This is a genomic window from bacterium, assembly GCA_016708025.1.
Classification (GTDB): Bacteria; Zixibacteria; MSB-5A5; order GN15; family FEB-12; genus FEB-12.
The window spans coordinates 163,763-183,075 of sequence record JADJGQ010000005.1; the positions used below are offsets into that span (position 1 = coordinate 163,763).

Annotated in this window: 19 protein-coding genes and 1 pseudogene; 1 reads left to right on the top strand and 19 read right to left on the bottom strand. The window is 55.2% G+C overall.

All coding sequences use genetic code 11. The features are described from left to right. Positions 1-2: 2 nt before the first annotated feature. From IPH75_15780 to IPH75_15795, 4 genes are read right to left on the bottom strand one after another with little or no spacing between them, the layout of a single operon-like run. On the bottom strand, positions 3-914 hold the full coding sequence (locus IPH75_15780; protein MBK7143524.1) for a UbiA family prenyltransferase: 912 nt from the start codon (positions 912-914) through the stop codon (positions 3-5). Next, complete coding sequence (locus IPH75_15785; GenBank protein ID MBK7143525.1) at positions 911-1,798, bottom strand: phosphatidate cytidylyltransferase; 888 nt, start codon at positions 1,796-1,798, stop codon at positions 911-913. The genes IPH75_15780 and IPH75_15785 overlap by 4 nt, the downstream gene beginning before the upstream one ends. Continuing rightward, a complete protein-coding gene (locus IPH75_15790) occupies positions 1,779-2,558 on the bottom strand; it encodes an isoprenyl transferase (protein MBK7143526.1) in 780 nt (259 codons plus the stop codon). The genes IPH75_15785 and IPH75_15790 overlap by 20 nt, the downstream gene beginning before the upstream one ends. Positions 2,559-2,615: 57 nt before the next feature. Beyond that, positions 2,616-3,266, bottom strand: a complete 651-nt coding sequence (locus tag IPH75_15795) for a hypothetical protein (GenBank protein ID MBK7143527.1) — start codon at positions 3,264-3,266, stop codon at positions 2,616-2,618. A 175-nt stretch (positions 3,267-3,441) separates the two neighbouring features. On the opposite strand from IPH75_15795, the gene IPH75_15800 reads away from it, so the two are divergent. Next, positions 3,442-3,885: a CBS domain-containing protein gene (locus IPH75_15800; protein ID MBK7143528.1), complete on the top strand. Its 444-nt coding sequence runs from the start codon at positions 3,442-3,444 to the stop codon at positions 3,883-3,885. A gap of 114 nt (positions 3,886-3,999) precedes the next feature. Here IPH75_15800 and IPH75_15805 read toward each other — a convergent pair whose 3' ends face one another. The 15 genes and pseudogenes from IPH75_15805 to IPH75_15875 all read right to left on the bottom strand — a co-directional run bounded on the left by IPH75_15805 (position 4,000) and on the right by IPH75_15875 (position 19,306). Next, complete coding sequence (locus IPH75_15805) at positions 4,000-4,452, bottom strand: hypothetical protein (protein MBK7143529.1); 453 nt, start codon at positions 4,450-4,452, stop codon at positions 4,000-4,002. A 1-nt stretch (position 4,453) separates the two neighbouring features. Further along, positions 4,454-5,023: an RNA polymerase sigma factor gene (locus tag IPH75_15810; GenBank protein MBK7143530.1), complete on the bottom strand. Its 570-nt coding sequence runs from the start codon at positions 5,021-5,023 to the stop codon at positions 4,454-4,456. 157 nt (positions 5,024-5,180) lie between these two features. Continuing rightward, positions 5,181-5,738: a ribosome recycling factor gene (gene frr / locus IPH75_15815; protein MBK7143531.1), complete on the bottom strand. Its 558-nt coding sequence runs from the start codon at positions 5,736-5,738 to the stop codon at positions 5,181-5,183. A 30-nt stretch (positions 5,739-5,768) separates the two neighbouring features. Further along, positions 5,769-6,494 carry a UMP kinase gene (locus IPH75_15820; GenBank protein MBK7143532.1) on the bottom strand — a complete coding sequence of 242 codons (726 nt, stop codon included), beginning with the start codon at positions 6,492-6,494 and terminating at the stop codon, positions 5,769-5,771. A 3-nt stretch (positions 6,495-6,497) separates the two neighbouring features. Then, positions 6,498-7,367, bottom strand: a complete 870-nt coding sequence (locus IPH75_15825; GenBank protein MBK7143533.1) for an elongation factor Ts — start codon at positions 7,365-7,367, stop codon at positions 6,498-6,500. A gap of 12 nt (positions 7,368-7,379) precedes the next feature. After that, positions 7,380-8,168, bottom strand: coding sequence for a 30S ribosomal protein S2 (rpsB, locus tag IPH75_15830; protein ID MBK7143534.1), 789 nt, complete (start codon positions 8,166-8,168; stop codon positions 7,380-7,382). A 133-nt stretch (positions 8,169-8,301) separates the two neighbouring features. Then, entirely contained in the window at positions 8,302-8,694 is a 393-nt protein-coding gene (gene rpsI / locus IPH75_15835; GenBank protein MBK7143535.1) for a 30S ribosomal protein S9, read from the bottom strand. A 9-nt stretch (positions 8,695-8,703) separates the two neighbouring features. Next, the gene (gene rplM, locus IPH75_15840) at positions 8,704-9,138 is read right to left on the bottom strand and encodes a 50S ribosomal protein L13 (protein ID MBK7143536.1); all 435 of its coding nucleotides are present in this window, start codon (positions 9,136-9,138) and stop codon (positions 8,704-8,706) included. A 157-nt stretch (positions 9,139-9,295) separates the two neighbouring features. Then, entirely contained in the window at positions 9,296-10,294 is a 999-nt protein-coding gene (locus tag IPH75_15845; protein ID MBK7143537.1) for an SdiA-regulated domain-containing protein, read from the bottom strand. A 24-nt stretch (positions 10,295-10,318) separates the two neighbouring features. Next, the gene (locus IPH75_15850; protein ID MBK7143538.1) at positions 10,319-10,933 is read right to left on the bottom strand and encodes a hypothetical protein; all 615 of its coding nucleotides are present in this window, start codon (positions 10,931-10,933) and stop codon (positions 10,319-10,321) included. A gap of 86 nt (positions 10,934-11,019) precedes the next feature. After that, positions 11,020-12,022, bottom strand: a pseudogene (gene mtnA / locus IPH75_15855) (S-methyl-5-thioribose-1-phosphate isomerase). A 19-nt stretch (positions 12,023-12,041) separates the two neighbouring features. Further along, on the bottom strand, positions 12,042-13,709 hold the full coding sequence (locus IPH75_15860; GenBank protein ID MBK7143539.1) for an AMP-binding protein: 1,668 nt from the start codon (positions 13,707-13,709) through the stop codon (positions 12,042-12,044). Between the two features lie 133 nt (positions 13,710-13,842). Then, positions 13,843-15,942: a hypothetical protein gene (locus IPH75_15865; protein MBK7143540.1), complete on the bottom strand. Its 2,100-nt coding sequence runs from the start codon at positions 15,940-15,942 to the stop codon at positions 13,843-13,845. 151 nt (positions 15,943-16,093) lie between these two features. After that, on the bottom strand, positions 16,094-17,383 hold the full coding sequence (locus IPH75_15870; protein ID MBK7143541.1) for a hypothetical protein: 1,290 nt from the start codon (positions 17,381-17,383) through the stop codon (positions 16,094-16,096). Positions 17,384-17,410: 27 nt separating this feature from the next. Further along, complete coding sequence (locus IPH75_15875) at positions 17,411-19,306, bottom strand: AMIN domain-containing protein (protein MBK7143542.1); 1,896 nt, start codon at positions 19,304-19,306, stop codon at positions 17,411-17,413. Positions 19,307-19,313: the final 7 nt, after the last annotated feature.

The window sequence follows — 19,313 nt, forward strand, 5'->3', positions numbered from 1 at the left end:
GGTCATCTCAGACTCGGGTAATTCAGGTTAAAGCGACGCTTATAGTATAGGTGGGTCAGCCAGATCATGACAATCATAAAAACAAAGTAGGCGGGATAGAAATAAGCGGCCAGTCCGCTGAGAATAAGGATCGGAATTTTCGTCGCAATCAAGACTGCCTTCATCGAGGGGGTGACCAGATACCAAATCGCCAGGCAAAGCGCATATCCGGAAAGAACGGCCAGGACCGAATAGCCGGATCGGTAGGCAAGATAAGTCGCTGTAGCGTACAGCAAAGTAGACAGCAAAGCGGCGAAGCGTGGCGACGAGGCTACGGCAATTGTTCTTTTGCCGGTGGCTGTGTCACCGGATATATCAGGGATAGTGGTCAGACAGTAGGTGGCGGAGACGACGAGACCGAAATAGAACGGGTTGTCCCAGCCAAGCAGTCCAGCATTGTGCAGATTGAGATCGGGCATAACGGCGATCGAAATCAAGAAACCTATAGAGAAGCCATTAGCGAACAGCCCCAAAAACGGACGGTCCTTGAGTCGAAACGGCGGCGCCGAATAAAGCCAGGAGAGCAGAAACGCGACAATGAAGATAGCGGCGGTGACAAACGAGATAAGATAGCCGATCGCAAGCCCCACTCCGGATATCAAAAAAAACGCACGCATCATCTTTTGCTCGCTGATAATGCCATTGGAGACATAGCCCAGCTTCTGGTTGATGGCGTCGGATTCTTTGTCGAATACCTGGTTAAGGTACATCGCTCCGGCAGTCATACAGGTAATACCAAGCAACACCAGAAGATCCTCCAGCGAGAATCTGTCGCCGGAGAGTTGGTGATGGTAGTGCAAGGCGACCAGGAAGATCGACCAACCGGGCAAATGCAACATTGGCCGGGCCGCGAAAATATAGTCGAGTCGACTCATTTCAGGAAGAGATGCGAATAATAGTAGAGCACCGGCGCGGCAAAGAGGAGTGAATCAAATCGGTCCAGTACGCCGCCATGCCCCGGGATGATCGCTGACGAATCTTTCAGCCCAAGCGACCGTTTCCACATCGACTCCACCAGATCACCCAGTTGGCCAAACAGCGAACAGAGTACGGGGATGATCAGGAAATGGTGAATAGGCAGATGCGGAAATTTCCAGTAATATACGATCAGACTAATGACTATCGCTCCAGCAAACCCGCCGATCAGTCCTTCGACCGTTTTATTGGGCGAGACCGCTGGGGCAAGCTTGTGTTTGCCGAGCCACTTCCCTATCCCCATGGCGGAGGTATCCCCCACCCAGAGAATGCCGAACAATAGCATCAGCATATCGCCATTAACTGATGGTTTGATCATGTCGGCGATCAGGTAGTCGTTGCCGATCAAATAGACGATCGGGTATAGCATACCGATATAGGCGACTCCCCAGACCAGTCGCGTGTGACGGCGGAAAAGCTCGGAGGGGGAATCTTTCCCCATAGCCAGGATCATACCGGTCACCAGCAGAAACGGTACCACTACCGCTCCCCCGGCGATCAGGTAGATGATCCAAGAGAAACGCACCATGATGAAGTTGGTCGGCTCATCAAACGGAACCGCCTTATACGCGACAAAAAAGCAGGAGGCAACCGCGAGATACGTGAACCAGAAGAAGAATCGCTTTGGGCTGATGCCCTCGCCATGCAAAAACTCAAAGGTAGCGACAGCGGCGAACAACGCAATCATGCCGAAAAGCCAGATCCCCCCCTGAAAACAGATCCAGAGAATGACCGGAATGGCAACCGCGGCAACCGCGATGCGGCTAAGCAGATTGCGGCTCATCCTCGGTCTCCTCGGATACTTTGCCGAACCGTCGGTCACGGCTCTGATACGCCAGCACCGCTTCGAATAATTCCTTCTTGCCGAAATCCGGCCATAGGGTATCGATGATATAGAGTTCGGTATAGCTCGTCTGCCAGATAAGGAAATTGGAGATGCGCATCTCCCCCGATGTTCTGATCAGCAGGTCGGGATCAGGAATATTGGCGGTATAGAGAAACTCTGAGAAAAGCTTTTCATCGATATCATTAACATCGAGCACTCCCGCTTTGACCGAAGTAGCTATCGACTTGACGGCATCGAGAATCTCGGTTCGTCCGCCATAGTTGAGGGCGAGATTGAGTACCAGACCTTTGTTGTCTCGCGTGCGACGGACCGCTTCGCCGAGCACAGCCCGTCGGGTCATCGACAAGCCATTGATCCGACCAGTTGTGATCAGCTTGACATCTTTCTCAATCAGTTCGTCGATGTTGTCGAGCGTTGTTTTGGCGAGAAGCGACATAAGGGCGTCGACCTCGGCCTTGGGACGCTTCCAGTTCTCCACTGAAAAGGTGTAAAGCGTCAGGTACTTCACGCCCAACTCGCCTGAGGCACCGACGACCCGCTTGACCGCCTCTACCCCGTGTTCATGTCCATATGTGCGCGGCTTTTGTCGCTGCGCGGCCCACCGGCCGTTCCCGTCCATGATGATCGCGATATGCGTCGGAATCCGGTCGGGGCGTGCCAGTATCCTGGCCTTGAGGTCGTCTAAGTGATCGGTCATAGCGGGTCCAAAGTAGTCGGGCGAGTGGTCTGACGCAAGCGCAATTGCGGCAAGCGGCTACCGGTAGATCGTCAGGCTATCGAACCGAGTCTCCATTCGGTAACTGGTGGAATAAAAGAGCCCATCCTGGGTGGCAACCTCCCAGATCGAATCGGGGAAAACCATCCCGTCCTGTACCGTAAAGCGGAACGAGCGAGTGAACCGTCGGTACCCCGGCTCAGCGGCATAATGCAAATAGAGCCAACGCGGGAAATAGCTGGTCCGGTCGATCAATGCGATACCGGTCGGAAGTTTCGGCTGAGTCGTATCAGTATCAAATCCGATGGCCAGGGATGCTCCGCCGGTGTCGTTGGGGAAGTCATTCAGATAATACCGGTCATGGAAAACATTCACGTAGTCGAGTCGCACATCGCGAATCTTGCGCGAAGGTGAACGTCGCACCACCGATGAATCAAGCTTGCCGAAACTGTAGAAGTAGGCGGTTTTCACCGAATCCACCCAGGCAACAGCCCCTTCATCGCGAATCTCTTTGTAGTAACTTGTGGCGAGAAACGAGTAGCTGATACCTCGCTGATTGGGGTCGGCAGTGGTCAGTGTGGCATCGGCCCGTTTCCAGTAGTAGTTGAGGATAGGGTCATTGCTGATAGTCTGTGCGGAGTCATTTTGCGCCATGGCGAGCCATGCGGCGCTTGTGACAAAAAGGAGCAAGCAGACTATTATAGACCTTTTTTGTCTTGACATCTCTCCCGTTCCATCCGTATCTATTATACTAACGACCTGCCTGTCCGGCCAGGTTAGTCAAACATATCATTTCCCGACGGCAGCCACAACCAGCATTTCACCCCATCGCACGGCTGTCGAAAGCGAAGTTCAGGAGGAAAGTATGACCGTACGTGAGCTGCTGCAATCCAAAAGCAAGCGCGAGGTGATCATCGCTTCCCCTCTCACCAAGATCCGAAGCGCCATGAATCTCCTGATCAAACATGAGGTCAGTTGCCTGCCGGTGCTGAACGACCAGCAGGAGCTGGTAGGGATCCTCTCCGACAAAGATATCTTCCGCCGCGCCTACCACGACTGCCACGGCTTCGCCGAACTTGCTGTGGGAGAATTGATGACCTCGGATGTGATTGTCGGACTGGAGACGGACGATGTGAGCTATATCGCCGGGGTGATGACCAAGAACCGAATACGGCATGTGCCGATCGTAAAGGGGAATCGTTTGGTCGGGTTGATCTCGATCGGCGACGTGGTGAAAACGCAGATGACGGATATCGAATTCGAGAACCGTCACTTGTGGCAGTATATCAATGGGAGTTATCCGGGGTAGGGAACCCGCAACCGTTCGGGATTAGTCGTGTAGGTCAGGCGCGGTCGACAAGCAAAGCGAAGTCGATTATCTGCGCGCCTGACATTCCATCACAATTTGAGCGTGACTACACCCTTACGGCAAATTGTCCGGCAAGACGTAGTAGATCAGCACCGCAAACGAGAGCAGGAATATTGCCAAATTGACCGGCCGCCATTTGATCGTTATCAAAAGTTCGTTCTTACCCTTTGCCGAAGCAAAATGGCAGATCGCCAGAAAATTCATGGTCATGGCAAGCAGCGGCAGACCAACGAATATGATGGGAATGAGTATCGTAAGAAACTGGTTGGCGCTCACGTAGTCAAAGAAGTCATGCAGATAATCGAAGCCTGGGAAAGAGACCCCCAACTCGTACTTCAGGACAACAGTAAGAGCAAAGACGATAGGTACCGCGAGCAGCCAAAGGCCCGCCCGCGAAGATTTCCGGTATCTGAGCAGAGGGATCTTTAGTTCCTGCTGGTGCTCCACCCCCTCGACTTGCGGCACTCGTATCCCGTTAAACGGACTTTCATCTTCTGGCTTTTTCATACTATTCTCCTGTGAGATATCCTCGCAATTTGTCCATGCCCCGTGACAGAAGCGACTTGATCGTGCCTTCTCGCTTTCCGAGAATGAGCGAGATCTCCTTTATCGATTTCTGCTCGTAGAACCGCAGTGAAATGACTTCCTGATACTTGAGATCGAGCTTCTTGATAGTTTCATTTATCCTGAGATACTCCCGGTGTTTCGCCAGTTCTTCGGCAAGCCGCGCCCTTTCTGTCTCCGCGTTCGAGTAGTCCGTTATCTCGATCCCGTACTCTTCCTGTATCCTGCTCAACGACTCCGGCGCATAGGCACGGTCCCGGGAGTATTTGTTGAGTTCGTTCGTCGCGATTCGATACAGCCAATGCAGGACTGAGATATTGCGCCACTTAAATTTCCCGACACCGGCATATGCTTTCAGAAAGGTCTCGGCGGCAATGTCCTTGGCGGCATCGTAACTGCCGGTTCGGCGGAAGGCATACCCGAATATCCGGCCATAAAAGGCATCATAGATCTCCCCGAATCTGCGAGGATCATCTTCAATCTCCTTGAGGAGCCTTTCTTCGTTCAGAGCCAACAATCGTTCCTTTGTACGAGTATAATCGTGACCGGTGAGAAGGGTTGCGTTTGTTGCAGAGGTATTTTGGTATTTGCGGTCAGCCTGGTGTGCTTTTTAACAAAAAACCCCGGCCGAAAAGACCGGGGTTTCTGATATCTGAGATGACGATGGAGAGTTATACCTCCATCATCTCCTTCTCTTTCTTCGAAAGCTGATCATCGATCTGACGGATGTAATCGTCCGTCATCTTTTGGATCTTATCGATCCCATCCTTTTCTGAATCCTCGGCGACTTTGTGATCCTTGAGCGCTTTCTTCAGATGCTCGTTGGCGTCGCGGCGGATATTGCGGATCGCCACTCTCCCCTCCTCAGCGATATGCTTGCAATGCTTGACCAGCTCTTTGCGTCGTTCTTCGTTGAGTGCGGGGATCGGGATACGGATGAGCGTGCCATCGGGTTGAGGGTTGAGGCCGAGATCGGCTTTCTGGATCGCTTTGACGATCTCGCCCACTACCGTCTTATCAAATGCCTGGATAGTCAGCATGCGCGCTTCGGGAGCGGAGACAGTGCCGACCTGGTTGAGCGGCATCTGGCTGCCGTACGCTTCGACACGTACGGTGTCGAGCAGGTGAGTCGAGGCTTTGCCCGTTCGGACAGTCCCCAACTCGCGGTGAATAGCTTCCACCGACTTGTGCATTTTCTCTTTGGTCTGTTTGAGAATCTCTTCAATCATGATCAATGCTCCTTTACCCTGTCGGACTGCCTAGCAAATGAGAGTGCCGACATTCTCTCCCTGAACCACTTGCTTGAGGATCCCCGGCACATTCAGGTCGATCACCCGAACCGGGATCTTGTTATCCTTCAGCAGCGAGATCGAGGTTGAATCCATCACTTTGAGTTCTTTCGTGAGAACATCCATATACGACAGTTTCGGGAAGAAAACAGCATTCTTGTCTTTTTTCGGGTCGGCGGAATAGACGCCGTCGACGTTGGTCGCTTTGACCATCAGTTGTGCGCCAACCTCCATCGCCCGGAGTGAAGCGGCGGTATCGGTGCTGAAATAGGGATTGCCGGTTCCGGCGGCGAAGATCACCGTTCTCCCCTTCTCCATGTGGCGAATGGCGCGACGGCGGATATACGGCTCAGCGAACGCTTCGATCTTGACCGCCGACATAACGCGGGTGTAGATCCCCATCTGTTCGAGCATATCCATCACGGCGAGAGAGTTCATCACAGTCGCGAGCATGCCGATATTATCGCCGGTGACACGATCCATGCCGCGCTCGGCCCCCTTCATGCCGCGAAAGATATTCCCGCCCCCGATAACCAGGCCCAGCTCGATACCGAGCGATTTGACCTCAGCGATCTGACGGCAGATAAATTCGACAGTGGGAGTGTGGATGCCGTAATCGGTGGGGCCCATGAGGGCCTCACCGGACAGCTTGATCAGGACCCGCTTATACGCAGGTGTAGGTGAGTCGGTATCCATCGGTTATTCGCCCAGGCGGAAGCGGGCAAACCGCTTGATCGCGACGTTTTCACCGAGACTGGCGACCGCCGCCTTGACGATATCGCCAATGGTCTTGTCGTTATCCTTGACGAACAGCTGTTCCATCAGGACGACCTCGGTGTAATACTTCTCGATCTTGCCGTCAACGATCTTGTCGACGATCTTTTCCGGCTTCCCTTCGTTGAGCACTTGCTTGCGATAGATCTCGCGCTCTGAGGCGATCAATTCCTGGTTCATTTCTTCGCGACGGACCGCTTGTGGGCTGGTCGCGGCGATCTGCATGGCGATATCGCGCGCAAACTGCTTGAACTCCGGATTGCCAGTCACTTTGCTTGAGGCTTCCATCTCCACCAATACGCCCAGTTTGTCACCGGGGTGAATATAGGTGGTCAGGTAGCCGGTCGATTCCATCCGGACAAATCGCTTGATCTGGGTATTCTCGCCGAGCGAGCCGATAAATCCTTTGACGTAATCAGAGACTGACTTGCCTTCATGATTCGGCATCGTCTGCGCGTTCAGGGCATCGAGATCTTTCGGTGCATTGGTCGCGACATGCTGCGCGATATCCGAGGCAAACTGTTTGAACTTATCGGTACGAGCGACGAAATCGGTTTCGCAATTGATCTCAACCAAAACACCGAGCTTGTCGCCGTTGGCGACGAGCGAAGCGATGGTTCCTTCGGAGGTCGTGCGCCCTTCTTTTGAGGCGGCCTTTGCGATCCCTTTTTCCCGAAGGAGGTGGACCGCTTTTTCGACATCACCCTGCGTTTCGGCCAGCGCTTTCTTGCAATCCATCATGCCGGCGCCGGTTTTCTCGCGCAGTTCTTTGACTTGTTGTGCAGTTATTTCCATGGTCACTGATCCTTACTGTTTCTCAGGCGACTTCCCGCGACCGGACTCCTCTTCGGAGACGTAGGTCTTCAGGGGCGTAACACGATCCGGTTCCACGCTGATATCGCCGATGTTCGGCATTGAGCCGAGCGCATCAGCCGCGGAATCCACCAACTCACGCAACAGGATGCGGATCGACTTGATCGCGTCATCGTTGCCGGCGATCGGGAAATCGATCGGATCCGGGTCGGCATTGGTATCGAGGATAGCGATGATCGGGATGCCGAGCTTTTTGCACTCGGAGACCGCGATCTTCTCTTTCTTGGCATCAACAATGATCACCAGACCGGGGAGATAATTCATCTCCTTGATACCGGACAGGATCTCATTCAGCTTTTCAGCTTCGTTGTCCATGCCGGACCGTTCTTTCTTGGTGAACTTCTCGAAAGTGCCGTCTTCGCGCATCCGCTCGATATCTTTGAGCTTCTTGATCGAGTTCTTGATGGTATTGAAGTTGGTCAGCATGCCGCCGAGCCAGCGCTCAGTGACATAAAAGCCATTGCACTTCGGCGCGAGTTCAAGGATCACCTCGCGGGCCTGTTTTTTGGTGCCGACAAACAGGATCGGACGTCCGGCGGAGACGATCTCGCGGACTTTCTTCTTCGCCTGTTCCAGGGCATTGATGGTTTTCTGCAGGTCAATGATGTAGATGCCGTTGCGAGCTGCAAAGATAAACGGCTTCATCTTGGGGTTCCAACGACGGGTCTGGTGACCAAAGTGGACGCCAGCCTCGAGGAACTCCTTGAGTTTGGGTGTAAGCATCTGATCCCTCGTAGAGATTCTGGTTGTTCGTCACCTCGGCGTCATTCCCGACTGGTTCCCGTAGCGGTGGGACCATCCAGCAGGTCGGCCGAGGTTGTGTATTTCCCCCGCCGAAGCGGGGGATGGTATTTGTCTAACGCTTCGAGTACTGGAAGCGCTTACGGGCTTTCGGGCGTCCGTATTTCTTCCGCTCAACCGAGCGCGGGTCGCGCGTCATCATGCCGTTGGCATGCAGCGGTCGGCGAAGATCCGGATTCAACAAAGTCAACGCACGGCTGATCGCCAGACGGATCGCATCGGCCTGACCGGCCTTGCCACCACCTCTGGTATGACAGACGATATCGACACGTCCCAGCATTTCCGTGAGCACCAGCGGACCCTGCGCCAAACTGACCAGCATATCGCGCTGGAGATAATCCAGCACGGGAAGGTCGTTAATGACGAATGTCCCTTTGCCCGGAGTGAGCTGAACGCGAGCGACCGCTTCTTTGCGTCGTCCCGTTGCACCAATTAAGTTTTGTTCCATAACCTTGCTTTACTTCAGGTCCAATTTTTCCGGTTTCTGAGCCTGGTGCGGGTGTTCCGAACCAGAATAGATATGCAGTTTGGTGAACTGCTTCTTCCCCAGCTTCGTCTTCGGCATCATGCGCCAGACGGCATGGGAGAAAGCATCTTCGGGACGCTTCCGCATTTGTTCGGCATAGGTGGTTGCACGAAGTCCACCCGGATAGCCGGTATAACGATAGTACGTGAGTTGTTCGGGCTTGTTATGCCCGCTCACACGGAGACCGCCGGCGTTCACGGCAATCACATGATCACCGGTATCGATGTGCGGGGTGAAGATCGGCTTGGTCTTGCCACGCAACACTGCGGCGACCTGTACTGCTGCGCGACCGAGAGTCACGCCGCCGAGATCCACCAGAAACCAGCGCCGGTTGGCCGGGTCAATTTTCGGTAAAAATGTCTTCATCTGCTTCTTAACCTTAGAGTTTTCACGGAAATCCCTAAAACAAAAGACCATAAGTATAATGGCCTGGACCCAAATGTCAAGCTGTCACAGAACTTTTTTTGACCGGTTTATTCCCGTGTGGGGCCTAAAACGAAAGAAAACAGCGGCTTAACGGCCTCTAACGCGGGTACGGGAAGAGATATAATGTGGGGCGGTTGTCTTTCCCCGGATCGGTGATAATGGCAAGGGTGCGTTCCTCCCCCGTTCCGTAAACCGCCAGTCCCTCGCCAACTCCATAGATCAGGGAGCCGGGTTCGAGTGACTCGTCCGATTCGTCATCGATGCCGTCATATGGCCACACGTCAACGATTTGCCAGCCAAAGGTCGAGCCTTCGGTTAACCTGACAGAGATCACCGACCGGCCAAACCGGTTGAGAATCAGCAGGTTTCCTGTCTGATTGTCGTATGCCATTCCGGAGAACGCAATCCCCTTCAGGACGGAGATCCGGTCGACCGCATAGTTTGATCCGAGAGCCGAATCGATAAACCGGTCATGAGCGAACTGGAATTCGGTCTGGCCAAATATCTTAAAGGCCGGCTGGCCGTTCCGGGCACCATACAGCCCGATCGGCTGGCGCTCCTTACCGAATAAAAAGAGTTCGAATGGCGGGAGATAGGTGACCGACTCGAAATTGTTGTTCTGCCCTATCCCCTCGGCTTTGACCACAAAAGCCTGATCGGGGAGGTTCGTAAAGCTGTCGAGCGAGACTGCCGGATTGACAATCGCGTCTTTCTGCCTGAACCGTTCGGTCGACAGTTGCAGGAAGCGCGGACCTTTCGGAGGCGCGATCAACTCGATCCCTTCCCAGTCGTAATTCCTCTTGATCCCTTTGATCGTGTCAGCCCGGATGATCTCGACCTCTTTCCCCTTAACGCGAAACTGCATGATGTGCGGTTTCCCTTTATCGGCAGTCGTATAGAAAGTCCCCGAACTATCGTCATATGCCAGCGATGAGGTCTCAAGGATCAAGGGAAAGGCAACGATCTTGCGCGCAGGGAACCGCTTGCCACCGGCGGAGTAGAGTGCGGCAAGGCTATCTTCGACCGGGCTGGTGATAGCGAACGAGATCACCGTCACCAGGACGATCAAGACCAGGACCCTGAATAGGTTTAGCATGGGGTTTCCGGAGCGAAGAAAAGATCAGGGTTTCCGCAACCGCAGTTTGTAACGGAAATCAAAGCTTCCACGCGAGCAGGTACCACATGAGTGCATAATGAGCCGCTTGTGGCGCGGGTACTCCCGTTTGCAGGCCGGACAGACATAGACAAATTTGGGCGGGCGTTGCAGAGACGGATGAAATGTCGCTTTGATCGTCGTGCCGACCCGCTCCGCTTCGCGTTTGAACGCGGCATCATGGTAATAGTGCAGGATATGGATCATCTCATGCTTGAGTGTATCCACCAATTCGGCTGGGAACAACTCATGATATCGCCGGCCAAGCTTGATCACCTTGTTATGTGGTGTATAGGAGCCGGCGGAAAGCATTCGGGTAGAGTACTGAATGGTCACCGCCGGAAGCTTGCCATTCCAGTAACGGAAGTTCAGTGCATCGTACAGCCGATAGAGCTCGGCGACCGGTGGCAGCTCCGTGGAGGTCTGGATCGGCGTGGCTGGCGTCTCGATCTGAATGACCCTCGAAGCATCCTGAAGGATCTTGGTATAGAGGGTCGCCGGCGCCGGAGGGGTCAGCGTTTCAGGTTGAAACAGATCGAGGTTGAGCGCTATTGCGCGAAGTCTGGTTTTCTTCGGTTTCATAGTCAACGGGTCATCCTCCCCGTTTTTTCAGTATCGGCAGAAAAGTCCAAGCAGTTGATTCCATGCTTTCGGCGGCAGATCGCCTGTTATGCCCGTCCGCCGGGCTTAATTCCCCGGTCGGTCACGTAGCCGGTGATCAGTTCAAATGGCGTGACATCAAAGGCCGGGTTGTAAACCGCGATACCGTCAGGAGCAGTCTTTCGGCCAAAGCCGTTGGTGATCTCCGCCTGGTCTCGTTCTTCGATGACTATAGCGTCGCCATTCGGAGTGTTATCATCGAATGTAGAATAGGGGGCGGCAACATAAAACGGGATCCCGTGGTATTTGGCCAGGACAGCCACTGAATATGTGCCGATCTTGTTGGCGGCATCGCCATTCTTCGCGATCCGGTCTGCGCCGACCATGCAGAGGTTGATCTTCCCCTGTTTCATCATCATTCCGGCCATATTATCGGAAATAAGAGTGATCGGTATTCCGGCTTGCTGCAGTTCCCAGGCGGTCAGACGGGCTCCCTGAAGGAGTGGTCGAGTTTCATCCGCCACCACTGCGATCTTCTTCCCTTGCTGATGCGCGGTATAGATCGCGCCCAGCGCAGTGCCGATCCCCCCGGTCGCGATGGCGCCAGCGTTGCAGTGAGTCAGGATGCAATCGCCATCCTTGATCAGCGTCGCGCCGAATTCCCCGATCTTGCGGCAAAGTTCTCTGTCCTCCGCGTGAATCGCTTCGGCTTTCTGACCAGAGCAGGTCGACCAGACGCTGGTTGGAGGTTGCCGATCCGGATGTCGCTGTCGCGACCATACGGTCGATCGCCCACATTAGGTTAACAGCAGTCGGGCGGGCTGCTTTGATCTCGTCCGCCAATTTCGTCAGCTCGGGTATTGATGTCACGCCGGTCTGCTTAGCGGCGATCGCCAGCGCATACGCGGCGGCAATGCCGATTGCCGGAGCGCCGCGAACTTCCAGACGCTTGATCGAAAGAATGATCTCCCGATAATCGGTCAGTACTTTGTAGATCACCTCGGTCGGGAGTTTGGTCTGGTCCAGCAACCTCACGCCGCCATCGGAGCGGGTTATCGATTGTATGTGCATCTATGCAGCTTCTTTCTCGTCATTGATAAGCAAACCGTTTGATCTTTTTGGTCGAAGTCTTCTCAAATTCCTCGATCCGGAGATCGAACCCGGTGATCCGCTTGTAATCGGCAACATGGTGGTTGAGTTCCGCAACTACTTTGCTGATCACCTCGGATATCTTCTCAAGCTCCGGCGCGTTCGGGTCAATTCCAAACTCCATTTTGAATTGCTCGAGATCCGGGACGATCGCCGCACGAACCTCTTCCCCCTGCTTGGCATCTTTTCGTCGCCCGAAGACCAGAGCTTCGAGCACGTACGGCGACTCAACCAACTTCTCCTCGAGTTCTTCAGGGTAAATATTTTTTCCGGCGGCTGAAATAATGACATTTTTGCGCCGCCCGGTGATCCAGAGATGACCGCTTTTGAAGCGACCCAGATCGCCGGTATGCAACCATCCTCCGGCCAGCAGTTCAGCGGACTTCTCCGGATTATTCAAATAGCCTGGGGTGACCGAATCCCCTTTCACCAGAATCTCACCGATCCCGTTTTCGTCCGGCTGGTCGATCCTGATCTCAAGATTGTCCAAAGGCAGTCCGATTGACCCAAACTCTATATCATCCGGTCGATTGACCGAGATGACCGGCGATGCCTCCGTCATACCATATCCCTGCAGAAAGGTGATCCCGATCAGATTGAAAAAGCGGGCTATGGACGGCGGGAGCGGTGCGCCACCGGAGACCAGCATCCGTAATGTATGAAGGCCGGCTTTCTCTCGAAGTGGGCGGAAGAGCTTTCTGCCGAGCGACGGAAAGCCGAGTTTCCAGCCGATCGATGAACAGGCATACAAAGTCTTAAAGAGGAGGCGGCGATGGAGTGGAGCCTCCTGGACCTTGCGCATGATCGCAGAGTGCATCTTCTCATAGAGAAGCGGCACTCCGCACATGATCGTCACACCATTGTGCGAAAAGTCCTCCAATATCTCTTTCGACTTCAGGGAGCGAGCATACACGACAGTCGAGCCGCTCATCAATGGGGTCAGGAATCCGCAGGTCGCTTCAAAGGTATGGTGGAGCGGCAGGACAGAAAGGAAGAGATCTTCGCTGCCAAACTGGAGCGCTCCTTCCACCCCTTCGAGGTTGCTCATCAAATTCCGGTGAGTCAGTTGCACGACCTTGGGAGCGCCGGTTGTCCCGGACGTATAGATGAGAGCCGCAACTTCGCTCATTGGCATCTGCCGATCGGTTGGATCGCCCTGCAACGATCGCCAGGCACGGGGTGAACTCTGCTCGAAAGAAAAGTATGTCATCGATGGAAAGAGCTCGCCAACCGCTTGTTCGAACTTGCCGGAGAGAAGGATCAACTGCAGTCGTGAGTCCGATATTATATAGGCGATCTCAGTCGCTTTGAGATTGGCGTCGATCGGAACGACACTCTTCCCCGCCGCAAGGATCGCAAGATAAGCGATCGCCCATTCCGGCCGATTTTCAGACAGCAGTCCGACAACTTTGGAGTCCGCGAACTGCGGTGCGCGGAGCCCAGCGGCAAGCCGACGGACCATCGTGTAAACCTGTTCAAAGGTGTAGGTCTCTCCCCGACCGCCAAACGCTTTGAGCGCCAGCTTTCCCCGATGCTCCTTTGCCGCCGCCGCAAACAGCTCAATAAGATGTGTGGCCTGAGATGCGGCTATCCCAATCGGTAATGACATAGGGTAAAAGTACAGAAGATCGGCAGAAATCAAAAGTGGAAACTGAAGACGGTTGTCGGGTCGAGTGTCCCCAAAAAAGAACCGGCAGAGAGTAAGACCCTCTGCCGGTTTATGATACGAGCTTACCGAATCATCATGGAGCAGCAACTGTTACCGTCAGCTGGAGGATTATTCCACCACGCGGGTCGGTATCAGTGATCGAGATCGTATGGGTTCCTTCGGAGGCCGGAGCGGTCCAGCGGAATCCGAAAGCTTCGCCATAGCTGTTCGTCTCCTGGCTTGCGCCAGCGACGAGACCACCGGTGGCGGTCATAACCAAGGTATGATCGCCGAGCGGGTTGCCGTAGCGATCCTTGATAATTGCGCTGATATCGATCGACGCAGCGGTCTCGACGTTAGTCGGTCCGTCAATAACGGAAGCCGTGCGCGAGGCCGGCCCGGTCAACAACGAACACGGGAAGCTGGCAGCGGCAAAACCAACGCGATAGGTCACGATGTCTATTGCGCCGACACCATTGTCGTTACCGCCGGTCATAACATAGTCCTGATCAAGCTTCACGGGACCAACTTCCAGAACCGATGAGGAAGTGTTGCAGCCATCAGTCAATCCGCCTTCTTGCACCGCGAGGAGATTCGCGCGGGCAAAAACAGACGTGGCGTAAGGCATCGGATTATGATTGATATCCCAACCCTGTACCAGAACTTCGAACTTACTGCGGCCATCGGCCAGAACAGAGGTCTCATAGACTGGAATTTCGACAAAGCCGCATGGTCCGGAGTTATAGAACCAGGAAGTATCCGCAACCGTACCACCACTGGTCTCGCAAATAACTTTCACAATACCGTCGGCGGTATCAACGTTGTTACCCGAGTACCAGACCGAGGTAGCGATACCGTCATGATTCTCAGTACGCTTCTCGTGGGACTTCATCGTTCCTTCGTCGGTGGTGAAGTAGACAACGGTCGAATCGTTCACCGGATTGAGATAGACGTCGGACACCACAGCGGTGACTCGATTCACGCCAGCCACAACATTCCAGTACGGAACGTTGCAGGTATCCGCGCCAACCACGATGTGGGCGGGCGGTCCGGCCGAAACCATGACCTGAGTAGCGTTAGAGAGAACGGTGTCGGACCAGGCGCGGATGCGGATGGTACCGGAACGGGTGCCGGAGTGGATGGAGACCGTCGCCATGCCCTGACCATTTGTTACCGCCTGGTACGGGCCATAGCCGGTGTTCGCCAGATGTTCCCCGCCACCAGGACCGTCGGTAATAATGAAATTAACCGCGAGTCCTTCCGGGACGCGATTGCCACCCGGATCAAAACAAAGCGCGCGAATGAGGGAGGTTTCGATACCGCCCGTCTGCTTCACGGCAAGATTCATCGAGTCCGAGGAGAGATAGATCGAGGCGATCGACGCATTGGGCGACAACTGGAGCGGCGTTTCGCCAAAACCAGTGATGCCGGCGCCATCGACAGTCGCTCTGACATAAACGGTCAACGCATCGGAACCGGAGATGTAGTTGACGGTCACCTGGCCGGCGCCGCCGGTCACGTAAGCGTTCGACGGGATCAGCCCGAGAGCATCCCAGTTACCGTTGTTATTGGCGTCGTACACGAGCGAATCGATGCCATTCGACCAGTAGCCGTTGCCGTCGACATCGACGAACTTCTCACCGGCCACGATCTTGACGACCGTAGAATCCGGAGCAAACTGGCCAAGCTGGTCGCGCACCGTGATGCGAACCTGGGCAGTGTCTGCGCCGTTAGCCAGCAGCAGGCTCGGCGTTACCGAGATGGTAACGTTGCCGGTACCGGTAGCGGGACCACCCTCTTCGATCTGCATACCAACCGAACGGCTCAGACTGGAGCCGGAGACGGTGGCAGTGATCGTGGCGGCGCCGGAATTGGTCGCTGTAAAAACAGCGGCGGCGGTACCAGTGGCATCAGTTGTGTCGGACGCAGGCGTAAAATAGCCGACGGTCGACGGGGAAACTACAAAGGTCACTACCTGGTCCGCAACCGGGCTTCCACCCGCGGTGATAGCGGCCTCGACCACTGAAGTAGAGCCAGTGTTGACGGTCGTCGGACTGGCACTCAGTGTCATTGAGCTGTTGGCGGGCGTTTCATCTTTCTTGCTGGTCGAACTACATCCAGCGAGCAGCATGACTGCAAGCATGACGCAGACCAGAGAAAAGATCGATACGCCACGAAGTCTGTTACTGAGCATGACGTCTCCTATAGCTATGAAATCTGTTTATTTCCATTGGAATCGACGTTTGCCGTTTTCTCTCTGATTATCGGCCGATTTGTCCGGGGATTTAGACACAAAAAAGCCCGAGTTCCGAAGAACTCGGGCGATCTTGCAATGTTCGGAAAACTTATGGCTTCATAGCCAGATTGTCGTCGACGATGGTCGGGGTGACGAAGATGACCAGGTCCCGGCTCTCTGACCGCTTGTTTTTGTAGCGGAAGAGATTGCCAAGGATCGGGATATCTTTGAGCACGGGGACGCCGAGGTTGGTCTCCACCTCGTCCTGCGTCGTCAGGCCGCCGATAACGGCCGTCTGGCCGTTGGCGACGATCACGCGGGTCTCGGCGTTGCTGGTATTGATGATCACGCCGTTCGGGTCAAACGTATAGGTCGACCGTTCCGGGGCAAGATGCATCAAAACCTGATTCTCAGCGGTGATATGCGGCGTGACGGTCAGGATAGTACCCACTTCTTCGAAACGGGTGACCACGTTACCTGATTCGTCAAACTGCTTGATCGGGACCTTCTGACCCATCTGGATCTTGGCCTCGGAATTGTCGATCGTGGTGATCTCCGGATGGGCGATGATCTTTCCCTTACCATCTTTCACCATAGCCGTGACGATCGCCTCGATCGACCAGCCTCTCTGCAGGGCGGTGACGGTGTACTTGCCGACCGCGTCAGACGTCCGATTTGCCAGTACGCCACCTTCCTGGGTATAGGTACGACCAGCATCAGTAGCGGTGGCAGTCGAATGAGTACCTTCCGCGATCCACTGCAGCCCGAGCTCCTGGAGGTTATCCGAGGAGATCTCTACTAGTTGGGCCGAGATCTTGATCTGGCGAGCCGGTTTGTCCAGTTCGGTGATATAGTCCAGCACCTTCTGCAGGTTGGTCGGGACTTCCTGAACGATGATCGAATTCGAGCGGGCGTCACTGGTCGCTTTGCCGCGATCGGTCATCAGCGATTTGACTGCCTTCTCGACGTCATTCGAGTTAGAATTCGAGATCTTAACGATGCGGGTCTCCAGAGCGGCGATCTGGCGCTGCTCCTGGTTGTGTTTTTCCCGCTCGGTCACTTCCTTGCGATACTGCTCCTGCGGCAGGACGCGGAAATAGCCGGAGACCTCTTCGACCACCGCAAGGTTGTAGGTGTTGCCGATGATGTCCATGGCGGTCCGCCAGGTGACTTCGCGAAGCTTGATCGTAACACTGCCGGTGACTTCCGGAGCGACCACGATATTGACATCGCCTTCATCAGCCAGAGAGTTGAAAACGTAGCGAATGTCGGCCGCCTGGAATTCGATACTCCGCAACGGCGGCGCTGACTCTTTTGTCTCCTGTGACACTACCAGCCCAGCCAGCAGGGTCACCAGAGCTGCGGTCAGCCAGCAGACCACTGAGATTCGTTTGTTCATCGAAGCCATATCAGCACCAGCCTTTCGTTAGTCTCGATTATCAAAGGTCAACGCGACAGTTCTGCTCCAGCCGTATTCGAAGACCTGGAAATAGACCTTGTCGGATTCTACCCGCAGGACATATCCCTTTTCCACTTTGTCACCGGCTTTGAGCATATAGCTGAAATTGCGTTTATCCTGGAAGAGCGCGCGGTTGTCGCCGGACGAATTTTCGAGAATACCGACCAGCCGCAGTCCTTCGACGTTGGCGAGGCGTTTCTCGATCGGCGTATCGTACGTGCGTGTATCATCAATGAGGGTCGCGAACGGATCACGATATCCCATATTCTCATACTTGATCACCAGGCGCTGCGGGAATTCGGCGACCAGGGATGATTTCATCCGGGCGCTCGCGGTCGCTGTACGACGGAAACGAGCCGTCTGACGAGCAGGTGTCGCGATACCTGTAGCATCAGCATCATCACTCGCGTCGGCCAGCACCGGTTTTTCCGGCGCTTTCACGACGGGATCAGCCGTCTGCGGCTTGACCGCTTCAGTCGCGGCAGGCTTGACATCGGCAGGCTTATTCGCAACCACGTCATTGGCAGTCGCCACGACCGGCGCAACCGGCTTCACCGCCGCGTTCGGCTGGGTGGCAGCCTTGTCGGCCAGAGTTGTCTGGGTCGCTACTGGAGCCTTAAACTGATCGGCCTTGGCCAACTGGTCTGGCTTTGCAGCTACGACTGGTGCGACCGGCTTGACTGCCGGAGCGTCAGCCTTCACCTCTGCTTTCGGTGTTGCTTGCGCAACAACCGGAGCAACCGGTTTGACATCGACTGGAGTCGCCGACTTGACAGCCGGTGACGGAGCAGTAGGCTGCGAAGCTACCACCGGGGCAGGCTTCGTTTCAACCTTTGGCGAGACTGCGGCAGGAGTCGCTGTCGCTGGCTGAGTCGGCGTCGTCGCAGACTTGGCCGGCGCAGTGGCCACTACCGGAGCAGGCTTAGATTCAACCTTCGGCGCAACTACCGCCGGCTTGACAGCCTGGGTCGATGCGGTCGGAGGAACAGATTTCTGATCAGCATTCGCAACCACCGGAGCCGGTTTCGACTCAACCTTCGGCGCACTGACTGCAGGTTTGACAGCCGGTGCAGGCGTGGTGGCAGGAGTTGATTTCGGTTCGTTGGCAGCCACGGTCGGCGCTGGCTTGCTTGCTGGAGGATTCACCACGGCAGGCTTGGTCGCCGGAGCGGCAGGCGGCGTTGACTGTGTCGTCGACGGAGTCGATTTCACAGCCACAGGCTGCTGCTGCGCAAACGTAGAATGATTGGCCGGTTTCTCCGCGGGTTTCACGTCAGCCTTGGGAGCCGATGCGATCGCCGGAGTAGTGGACGGTGTTGTCACCGCCGGTTTCGGCGTAGTGGCCGGAACGACTGGCTTGACGGCCGGCTGTGTTGCATTCGCAACGGCAGGCGCGGAAGTGACAGCCGGTACAACCGGAGCGGCAACCGGCGCAGGACCGGAACTCCAGGCGGCAAACTGCTTGGCCGAAGCATCGGTCAACCGGATGGTGATCGTCTTGCCGTCGGAATCAGCCTGATAGACCGGCGCTTTGGTCAGTTCGAACACAACTCGCACGACCTTCTCCGGCTTGGACGAATATTGCCCGATACGAAGTTTGGTCACGCTGCACTGCGGCAGAGAACCCCACTCTTTCGGACCCCAGGAATGGGTAGCGCCGATGATATCGACGATCAGTCGATCCGGCTTGCCATCCTTGGGAACTTCGGTCGCATGGGTGAACTGGAACGGCCCCTGCACGTCAATGCGGGCAACCGTCGCGCCATTCTCATACGCGAGTCGGAGTGACCCGACCTGCGCAGCGGAGGCGGACGTCGCCAGTACCAGCGCCAGTAGTATAGTTATTGGTAGACACGTTTTCATGGTCTCA